We start from the raw sequence: 9,748 nt of genomic DNA, 5'->3' as shown, positions 1-9,748 counted from the left end.
GCGCATCCCCGGTCTCCGGCGGCCCGGTCGGGCCACCCGACGGACCCGGCGCTTCTGGCGTCGGACGTGACGGGTCGTTCGGCGGTGGCGGGTCGTTCGCTGGTCGCTCCGCTGGCGCGCCCGGCGTCCGGGCGTCTGGCGGCGCGGAGTTTGGGGCGGCGAGCGGAGCGACGGCCGACGGGACCACGCCGTGGGGGCCGGGGGTCGGTCAGGGTTCCAGCCCGCCGACCGGGCTCGGTGGCTCCGCAGGATCGACGGCCTCGACGGGACCGGGCGGATCGGCGGGATCGGCGCTGCGGGGTGCTGCGGGCGGGACTCCTGCCGTCGGCGCGAGCGGGTCGGCGCGAGCGGGCGAAGCCGCCACGCCACGCCGGCCCGTGCTCCATCCCGAGATCCCCCACCCATCCACTGGGACCTTCAGCCGCTGGCCCGGGCACGCCGACGCGGTCTCCCCCGGTCGCACCCGCTCCCCCGGTTCGGGAGGACACGGGGACACCGTGGAGGGCTCCGGCCCGGCCGGAGGCGGTGTGCTTCCACGATCTGCCGCCCCGGCCGGCGACAGGGACCCGTACCAGCGCGGCCACGGCGCGGCCGGAGGCGACCGGAACGGTTTCCGGTTCGAGCGGAACGCGTTCCGGGCCGACCGAGGTGGGATCGAGGGCGACCAGGCCGGGTTCGGGAACGACGGCGGGGTCGGGCGCGACGGTGCGCGGCTCCGCGGGGCTCGGGCGACGGGTGGGGTGCCGCACGGGCACGACCGCAACGGCGACGACGGACCGGTCGGGTACGCCGCCGCTGCTGGCGTGTCGCCCGCGAATGACCGGCTCGGCGTGGCCCGTACCGTCGACAGTGGCCCCTGGCCGGCCCTGCCGACCGAGCCGGTCTGGTCGGGACACGAAACCGGCGGACCGGTCAGCGGCCGGGCGGGGGCCGGTACGGGCGCCTCGGTGCGCACGGTCGGCGGAGCCTGGTCGGCGGTGGCCAGTGACCTGTGGCCCGCACTGCCGGATGACCGCCCGCTGTGGACGGTGCCCGGTGCGGCGCTGGACGCGACCCAGCTGGGCCGGCTGGAACGGGAACAGGCGGGCGACTGATGGAACGTGTCGCCTTCCTCATCGACTCCTCCGGGGAGCGGGTGGACTGCCTGCTCAACCCGGAGACCGTTCAGGTGACCCGGCTCGCCGGGGTACGCCACCGGGGCGCAGCCGGTGGGCAGCTCACCGGGGCCGGTCTCGCCGACGACCCGCTGGTCTTCACCGGCGGGGGCCGGACGGAGCTGGTGCTCGACCTGCTCTTCGACGTGGACTTCGTGGAGGCGCAGGTCCGTCCCGGCGACGTTCGGGCGCTCACCCGCCCGTTGTGGATGCTGGCGGAGAACTCCACCGCCGAGCACGGGTGGCTGCGGCCACCGCTGGTCCGGCTGGTCTGGGGCAAGACCTGGAACGTGCCCGGCGTGATCATCGCGGTGGCCGAGCGGTTCGACGCGTTCACCGGCACCGGCTCGCCGCGGCGCTCCTGGTTGCGGCTGAAGCTGGTCCGGGCGGCCGAGACGGCGGACCAGGCGGAGGCCGGCTTCGCCGAGGAGTTGGCGGCGGCGAGCACACCGACCGCGGCACCGGGCAGCGCGGTGGTCGCCGCCGGTGACGGCGCCGCCGAGCCCGGCCGCTCGGGGGTGCGCTTCGACCTGCTCGCCAACGACGCGCTCGGCTCCCCGCTGCGGTGGCGGTTGCTGGCGGAGCACAACCGGATCACCGATCCCCTGGCGGTTCCGGCCGGCACCACACTGGCCGTGCCGCCGCCCGGCACCCCGGTCGGCGGCGCCCCGGGCAGCGGTTCCACGCCTGCCGGCGCGGTGGCCGGGGTCGCGCGGGCGGTGGCCGGCGCGGTGGGCGCTGGCGCATCGTTCGTGGGCGCCTCGATCGCCACCGCGCCCGCGGCCTGGGGTGCCGCGACCGGCCGGTCAACCGGCCCCGCACCAACCGGCGCCAGCCCCCCGAGCACCACCGGCCCGGGAGGTGCGCCATGACCAGCGTCGCGCCCCGCGCGCTGACCGTCCTCCTCGACGGCGTCGAGCTGGCCGGCGCGGCCCGCCAGCGGGTCCGCTCGCTGCGGGTGGCCGCCCGGCTCGACCAGCCCACCCAGGCCGAGCTGGTGCTCGCCACCGCCGCCGGGGCCGGCGCGTTCGACCCCGCGGTCCGCCCGGGCACGGCGCTCGACGTGCGGCTCGCCGATCATCCCGACGCGCTGTTCACCGGCGAGGTGACCTGCGTGGAGGTCGAGTACGCCGCCGACGGCGCGGCGGTGCTGCGCCTGCGGGCGTACGACGCGCTGCACCGGCTGCGCAAGCGACAGGGGTTACGCGTCTTCACCTCGGTGACCGCCGCCGAGCTGGCCCGGGAGCTGTGCGGCGAGGTCGGGCTGACGGTGACGGCGGAGACCGACGGGCCGAGGCTGGAGCGCCTGCTCCAGCACCGGCACAGCGATCTGGAGCTGCTGCGCGAGGTGACCGGCCGCGCCGGGCTGCACCTGGCCGCCGACGGCGACGAGGTCCGGCTGGTCACCCTCGCCGGGTACGGGGAACCGGTCGCGCTGGCCCTCGGCGCGGGCGTGCACAGCCTGCGGCTGGCCACCAACCTGGACCAGGCCAGCGGCCCCAGCGCCGCGCTGGGCTGGCATCCGCAGCGCGCCGAACCGATCAGCCAGCGGGCCGACGAGGCACGGTGCGGCCGTCCGACCGGTGACCGTCCGGACCCGGCCGACGTGGGCGCCGACGGGGTACGCACCGCCGTCGACCAGCCCGGCCGCAGCGACGACGAACTGGCCGCGCTGGCCCAGGCCCGGCTGGACACCCGCGCGGCCACGCTGGTCACCGCCGAGGGGGTGGCCGAGGGCGACCCGGCGCTGCGGCCGGGCCGGCGGGTCGACCTGACCGGTGTGCCCGACGCGGTCGCCGGGGCGTACGTGCTGACCGAGGTGGTGCACACCGTGGACGGCGACGGGCACCTGACCCGGTTCTCCACCATGCCGCCGGCCGCGCCGCCGAGCGGGTCGGGAGCCGGTGCGGTGGTCACCCTCGGCACGGTCACCGACGTCGCCGACCCGGACGGGCTGGGCAGGGTCCGGCTGACCCTGCCGGCGTACGGAGACCTCGACGCCGGCTGGCTCGCGGTGCTGTGCCCCGGCGCCGGGCGCGGCAAGGGTCTGGTGGCGCTCCCCGACCCGGACGACACCGTGCTGGTGGTGCTGCCCGGCGGCGAGCCGGCCTCGGGCATCGTGCTCGGCTCGCTGTTCGGCGCCGTCGAGCCGTACGACGCCGGCATCGACGACGGCCGGGCCCGCCGCTGGACGCTGCGCACCGCCGGCGGGCAGTCGATCGTGGTCGACGACGTCCAGCGCAGCCTGCGACTGGCCACCGAGGGCGGCAGCTGGCTGGAACTCACGCCGGACCTGGCCACCCTGCACGCGGCGACCGACCTGGTGATCTCCGCGCCCGGCCGGGCCATGGTGGTCCGCGCCCGCAGCGTGGACTTCCTGCAAGCCGAGTCGACCGAGGACCCGACCACCGCGGCGGAACGGGCGCGTGCGCTCGCCCGCGCGCACCACGAAGGAGGCGGCTGATGCGCTGGATCCACCGCGACTCGGTGATCACGTGCGACCACGACGGTCGGGTCGAGAACCGGCCCTCGCAGCGGTGGGTGGCCATCGCCGGCGTGCCGGCGCTGGTGGACGACGACCCGGAGGGACGGAAGATCGTCGCCTGCCCGAACTACGGCCCGACCATCAAGCCGTGCACGAAGACGCTGACCGTCCGGGTCGGCTACAGCGACTGGCTGCGGGTCGACGGGCACCGGGTGGTGCTCTCCCACCTGGAGGGGTTCACCAACGGCACGCCGCCAGGGCTGGTCCACCACACGGTGCGCGACCCGGGGCAGGGGTTCCTGGGAGCGGACCGGTGAGGGCGTTCCGCTTCGTCGGCGCGGGCTTCGACGCCGGCCGGTCCGGCGGGCTGGCGCTCACCGCCGCCGGCGGCATCGCCATGACCGAGGGCGACGAGAGCGTACGCCAGGCGCTGTTTCTGCTGTTGTCGACCACGCCGGGCGAGCGGCTGATGCGGCCCGGGTACGGCTCCCGGCTGCACCGCCTGATCTTCGCGCCGAACGACGACACGACCGCCGGGCTGGCCATCCACTACGTGCGGCAGGCCATCGCCCGCTGGGAGCCCCGGGTCGAGGTGATCGACGTGGACGCCGGGCCGGACCCGGACGACGCGTGGCGGCTGGTGATCCGGCTGGACTACCGGGTGCGGGCCAGCCTGACGCCCGGACAGCTCGTCTTCTCCGTGGACCTGCTCCCGATCGACGAACCGGCTCAGGGAGGACCATCATGACGCTGCCCGTGCCGCACCTGGACGACCGCGGGTTCCTCGATCTCGTCACCGAGGCCCGCGAGCGGATCCGGCAGTCCTGCCCGGCCTGGACGGACCTGTCGGCGCACGACCCCGGCATGGCGTTGGTGGAGGCGTTCGCGCACCTGACCGAGGTGATGATCTACCGGTTGAACCAGTTGCCGGAGAAGGCGTACGTCTCGTTCCTGAACCTGCTCGGGGTGGCCCGGCACGCGCCCACCGCGGCGTGGGCGGACGTCCGGTTCACCCGCAGCGGCACCGACCGGGGCGCGGTGCGGATCCCGGCCGGCCTGCGGGTCGCGGCGGCCCGCGGCGCCGACCCCCGGCCGGTCGTGTTCGTCACCACCGAGCCGGCCCTACTGCCCGCCGGGGAGGCGTCGGTGACGGTGCGGATGCACCACTGCGAGCCGGTCGAGGCGGAGCTGCTCGGCGCCGGCACCGGGCAGCCGGGCCAGGTGCTGCGGGCGGCCCGCGCCCCGTTGGCGCACACCGCCGAGCCGCTGGACCTGCTGCTCGGCGTCGAGGTGCCGGCCGGCACGGTGGAGCTGGGCGCGGCGGCCCGCGAGCACGACGGCCGGACGTTCGAGATCTGGCGGCCGGTGGACAGCTTCGCCGGGCTGGGCCCGCAGGCCAAGGTGTACCTGGTCGACCGCTGTTCGGGAACGGTCACCTTCGCCCCCGCCCTCGACCTGCGGGTCCCGGCCGGACCGGCCCACCCGGCGGTCCCCGGCGAGCCCGCGCCGGCCGATCCGGCCGCGCCGGCGGACCTCACACCGGACGGGGCGACCGTCGCCGGTGATCCGGCGCGGTCGCCGGTGACCGTGGCGGCGGTGCCGCCGGCCGGGCGGCAGATCCGGCTCTGGTACCGGGCCGGCGGCGGACCGGCTGGCAACGTCGCGGCGGGCACGCTCACCAGCCTGCGCGACCCGCTGCCCGGGGTACGCGTCGACAACCCCGCGCCGGCTGCCGGCGGGCGCGAGATGGAGGCGCTGGAGTCGGTGCTGCTCCGCGGCCCGTACGAGTTCTTCGCCCAGCAGCGCGCGGTCACCGCCCGCGACTTCGAGGTGCTGGCCACCAGCTCCGGCGCGGTGGCCCGGGCCCGGGCGTTCACCCGCGCCGCGGTGTACAGCTTCGCCCGGCCCGGCGAGGTCGAGGTGGTGCTGGTCCCGTACGTGCCACCGACGGCGCGTCCCGGTGGCCGGCTGCCGGTGGCGGTGCTGCGTGAGCACGAGGTGCCCGAGGCGCGGCGCCGGGTGGAGTCGGATCTCGAGGAGCGCCGGATGGTCGGCATCCGGTCCCGGGCGACCTGGGCCCGGTTCAAGGCGGTCTCGGTGCGCGCCCGGGTGGTGGTCCGGCGGGAGGAGGACGTGGACGCGGTCCGCCGGCGGATCCACGACCGGCTGCACCAGACGCTGAGCCCGCTGCCCACCGCGCTCAGCCCGACGGGCTGGCCGTTCGGGGAGCCGCTGCGGGCGTCCAACGTGTACCGGCTGCTGGAGCACGCCGAGCCGGGCGTGCGCTACGTCGAGTCGGTCCGGTTCGTGGTCGACGAGGCGCCCGACGCCGACGTACGTGCCCTCGCCGTCGACCAGTACCAGCCCCGCACCTGGTACGCCGGTCGCGGCCCGGTGCTGTTCCGCTCCAGCAACGCCGGCGCGGGCTGGGAGCCGGCCGGCCGGTTCGACGGCGAGACGGTGCTGCGGGTGGCGCCGGCCCCGGCGCCGGCGCGGCCGGGCATCGTGCCGCGTCCCGGCTCGGTGGCCGTGGTGACGCTGCGCGCCTCCGGCGGCTCCCGGGTGCACCTGAGCACCGACCTCGGCGAGACGTGGTCGCTGCTGACCGACCTGGACTCGCGGATCTCCGACGTGGCCTGGCTGGACCGCGACGGCGCGGGCGCGCTGCTGGTGGCCACCGACACCGGCCTGTACGAGGTGTCGCTGCTGCCCGGCGCGGTGCCGTTGCAGATCCTCGTCGACCCGTCCGACGCCGACCGGGGGTTCTACGCGGTACGCACCTTCGTCTCCGAGCGGGGCGCACCGGGTGTGGCGGTGGCCGCGCAGGCCGGTTTCGGGGTGTACCTGTCGACGGCCGGTGGCCGGCCGGGCAGCTTCGCCCACGTCGGTCTCTCCAACGTGGACAACCGGGTGCTGGCGGTGCAGTACGACGGCCCGGCCACCCTGCTGTGGAGCGGCGCGGGCGAGCCGGACCCGAAGAAGCCGGGTCAGGGCTGCCACCGCACCCGGCTGTTCGAGTCCGACGTCCAGTGGCAGTCGGTGCAGGGCGGCTGGATCGGCGGCACGTGCCGGGACATGGCGTTCGCCGGCGCACTCGCGGTGGCGGCCACGCAGAGCGGCGGCGTGCTGCGGCTGGACACCCTGGCCGCGCAGCCGCAGTGGCAACCGGTGATGGTCAACTGCGGGTTGCCCCTGCGCGACCGGACCCGGTTCGAGCCGGTCGACGCCATCGCGGTCAGCGGCGGCGGGGCGACCGGCGCCGACCAGGCGGAGCGGCTGATCCTGGCCGGCGGCGCACGCGGCGTGTACCGCAGCGCCGGCGCGGTGGACTGGACCGCCAGCGCCAACCAGGCCACCGCCGACGTGGTGACCGTCCCCGACACGTGGCTGCTCTGCTCCGGCGAGCACGACATCGAGGTGGTGCGGCAGGATGCGACGCTCGGCGATTGAGCGGCTGCTGCCCGCCGCGTACCAGCGGGCCTGCGTGCCGGGCAGCGTGCTCTGGGCGCTGCTGGAGGTGATGGAGGGGCTGCACGCCCCGGACGAGGAGATCCTCGCCGAGGTGGACGCCCTGTTCGACCCGTACCGGGCGCCCGACTCCCTGGTCGTGCGGCTGACCCGCTGGGTGGCGATGGACCACGTGGTGGCCTCGCCCCGCCCGGACGCGCCACTGCCGCTGCCGGTGGGCCGGCTGCGGGACCTGGTGGCCAACGGGGCGCTGCTGGCCCGCTGGCGCGGCACCCCCTACGGGATGCGAAGAGCTCTCGAGGTGGCTACCGGTGTCAGTGGTTTCGCCTTGGACGAACCGGCCGACCGGCCGTTTCACGTCGTGGTGCGGGTACCGGCGGCCGCCGCCGGTCAGCTCGCCGTGATCACCCGCATCGTCGAGGCGGAGAAGCCCGCCTCGACCACCGTCGAGATCGTCGTCGCAGAGGAGTCGTCATGACCACCGAGTGGGCGGTCGTCGCCGCCGCCGAACAGTTCACCCTCGACCCGCGCAACAGTGGTGAGCTGACGTTCACCGTCTCGAACCCGGGCAACGCGCCGGACACGGTGGTGTTCGACGTGGCGCCCGGCGACGGCTCCCAGCGGGCCTGGTTCACGGTCACCGAGCCGCAGCGGGTGGTGCCCGGGCAGGGTTCGGTGTCGTTCCTGGTCAAGCTCGCCGTCCCGCCGGGCACCCCGCCCCGGCGCTACGACATGACCGGGTTCGCGTACTCGGCGAACACCGCGCCGGAGGAGAGTTCCCGCTCCAGCGGCCGGGTCACCTACGAGGTGCGGGCGGTCGCGCCGCCCCGGCGTACCCCGTGGCCGTGGATCGCCGCCGCGGCGGCGCTGGTGCTGGTGGTGGTGACGGTGGGGATCGTGCTGCTGACGCGCGGCGACGACCCGGCTCCGGGCGAGCCGCGGGTGGTGACCGTGGAGGCGGAGAACCTGGTGGACGCCGCGGTGGTGGAGTCCCCGCGGGCCAGCGCGGCCACCGTGGTGGTGCAGCCGAACTGCTGCGGGGTGACCTGGTCGGAGGACCGGCAGCTCTTCTTCCAGGGGCTGGCCATCGGCGACCAGGTGACCGTGACGGTGCAGATCCCCGCCGACGCCACCTGGCGCTTCGCCGCGGTCCGCACCACCTCCTTCGACTACGCCAACACCGTCTTCACCATCGACGGCAACCAGGTCGGCGGCACCTTCCTCGGGTTCACCCCGAAGGTGCAGAAGACGGAGTTCCTGGACGTCGGCACCGTGCGGCTGACCAAGGGACCGCACCGGGTCACCCTGCTGGTGGTGGGCAAGACGCAGGGCACCAACCGCTACTTCGCGGGCGTCGACGCGATCCGGTTCACCGAGGTCCCGCCGCCGGCCGCCGCGCGATGAGCGGCCGGCAGAAGGCGCTGCTGGGGCTGCTCGCCGTCCTGCTGGTGGGGCTGTTCGTGGTCGCGGTCGGCGCGGGCCGGGACGACCGGGGTGACCCGGGAGCGCGGCACGGGCTGATCGAGCGGCTGGGCGCGCTGGGCGGCGAACGGTCGGCGGTGGACCCGGCCTCGGTCAGCGCCGACTGCGCCGACGGGCCGGGCCGACTGGTCTTCTCCGGCAGTTGCGTGCTGCGGGTCGCCGACCCGGGTGGGCTGCGCACCCTGGTGCTGCGCAGCGCGGCGCGGTTCACGGTCGTCGCGCCGGCGCCGGGCGACGCCGATTTCACGATCCGCGACGAGGTCGATCCGGCGCCGGACGGCACCGGCGCGGTGGCGAAGGTCGCCGTCGACGAGGCCACCGAGGTGGCCGTGACGTGTCCCGGCCTGGGTGGCTGCACGGTCACCGTGGCCACGTCCTGACGGAGGAGGTGCGCTGTGGGTGACCTGCGCAAGCCGTTCCTGCTGCTGGCGATGCTCGCCATCGTCCTGGCGATCGGGGTGGAGCTGGGCGCCGGGCTGCTGCTGGGCGGCGCCGACGCCGGCGCGGCGCTGGCCGACAGCGCCGGCGCCCTGGACGTGGAGATCGACGACGTGTCCGGCGTCAGCGAGCCGTCCGGCCGGGGCACCGGCTACCTGGGGTTGATCGACGCGGTGGCGGTCTGGAGCACCGGGCTGTTCTGCCTGGGTCTGCTGCTGCCCGAACGGGTCCAGGGCCGGGTCCAGGGCGTCGCCACCCTGATCTTCTCGATCATCCTGCTCATCGTCGGGCTGGTCGCGCTCGTCATCGCGTTCGTGGAACTGATGATCATGGTGTCGCTGTTCCTGGCCGTGCCGTTCGGCACGCTGGCGTACCTGGCCCTGTGGGGGTTCTTCCCGGTCGGCGACGCGGCGGTGCTGCTCGGCCTGGTGCTGCTGCTCAAGCTCGTGTGGGCCGGGCTGCTGGTGCTGGCCCAGCCGCGCTTCCTGCAGAACAAGGGCCTCGTGCTGCTGATCCTCACGACCCTGCTGTGCACGATCGTGCTGGAGTTCCTGCACAACCTGGTGCCGGTGATCCTGGTCAGCATCGTCGACGACGTGGCGGCGCTGGTCTTCGCGGTGGTCGCCATCATCTGGGGGCTGGTGCTGCTGATCGGCTCGATCCCGGCGATCGTGAAGGCCGTCCGGGTGACCGTCGCGCTGCCCGCCCGTGCCTGTCTCTT

10 protein-coding genes are annotated in these 9,748 nt (G+C 75.5%); all 10 read left to right on the top strand.

The window, feature by feature from the left end; translation table 11 throughout:
• Nucleotides 1-527: 527 nt before the first annotated feature.
• Nucleotides 528-1,094, top strand: a complete 567-nt coding sequence (locus DKT68_RS28255) for a hypothetical protein (RefSeq protein ID WP_146218445.1) — start codon at nt 528-530, stop codon at nt 1,092-1,094.
• On the top strand, nt 1,094-2,026 hold the full coding sequence (locus tag DKT68_RS28250; RefSeq protein ID WP_236647105.1) for a CIS tube protein: 933 nt from the start codon (nt 1,094-1,096) through the stop codon (nt 2,024-2,026). Before DKT68_RS28255 ends, DKT68_RS28250 begins: the two co-directional genes overlap by 1 nt.
• On the top strand, nt 2,023-3,618 hold the full coding sequence (locus DKT68_RS28245; protein ID WP_109820427.1) for a contractile injection system protein, VgrG/Pvc8 family: 1,596 nt from the start codon (nt 2,023-2,025) through the stop codon (nt 3,616-3,618). Before DKT68_RS28250 ends, DKT68_RS28245 begins: the two co-directional genes overlap by 4 nt.
• The gene (locus tag DKT68_RS28240; protein ID WP_109820426.1) at nt 3,618-3,956 is read left to right on the top strand and encodes a hypothetical protein; all 339 of its coding nucleotides are present in this window, start codon (nt 3,618-3,620) and stop codon (nt 3,954-3,956) included. Before DKT68_RS28245 ends, DKT68_RS28240 begins: the two co-directional genes overlap by 1 nt.
• Nucleotides 3,953-4,387, top strand: coding sequence for a GPW/gp25 family protein (locus DKT68_RS28235; protein ID WP_109820425.1), 435 nt, complete (start codon nt 3,953-3,955; stop codon nt 4,385-4,387). The genes DKT68_RS28240 and DKT68_RS28235 overlap by 4 nt, the downstream gene beginning before the upstream one ends.
• The gene (locus DKT68_RS28230) at nt 4,384-7,089 is read left to right on the top strand and encodes a putative baseplate assembly protein (RefSeq protein ID WP_109820424.1); all 2,706 of its coding nucleotides are present in this window, start codon (nt 4,384-4,386) and stop codon (nt 7,087-7,089) included. Before DKT68_RS28235 ends, DKT68_RS28230 begins: the two co-directional genes overlap by 4 nt.
• The gene (locus DKT68_RS28225) at nt 7,070-7,585 is read left to right on the top strand and encodes a phage tail protein (RefSeq protein ID WP_109820423.1); all 516 of its coding nucleotides are present in this window, start codon (nt 7,070-7,072) and stop codon (nt 7,583-7,585) included. The genes DKT68_RS28230 and DKT68_RS28225 overlap by 20 nt, the downstream gene beginning before the upstream one ends.
• Nucleotides 7,582-8,511: a carbohydrate-binding protein gene (locus tag DKT68_RS28220; RefSeq protein WP_109820422.1), complete on the top strand. Its 930-nt coding sequence runs from the start codon at nt 7,582-7,584 to the stop codon at nt 8,509-8,511. Before DKT68_RS28225 ends, DKT68_RS28220 begins: the two co-directional genes overlap by 4 nt.
• Nucleotides 8,508-8,969: a hypothetical protein gene (locus tag DKT68_RS28215; protein ID WP_109820421.1), complete on the top strand. Its 462-nt coding sequence runs from the start codon at nt 8,508-8,510 to the stop codon at nt 8,967-8,969. Before DKT68_RS28220 ends, DKT68_RS28215 begins: the two co-directional genes overlap by 4 nt.
• Nucleotides 8,970-8,984: 15 nt before the next feature.
• Nucleotides 8,985-9,748: hypothetical protein (locus DKT68_RS28210; RefSeq protein WP_109820420.1), on the top strand; the 764-nt coding region annotated here is incomplete at its 3' end.

This window comes from Micromonospora acroterricola, from assembly GCF_003172955.1.
GTDB lineage: Bacteria > Actinomycetota > Actinomycetes > Mycobacteriales > Micromonosporaceae > Micromonospora > Micromonospora acroterricola.
Note: the sequence above shows the minus strand (reverse complement) of the source record. Positions and strands in the feature narration are given on the sequence as shown.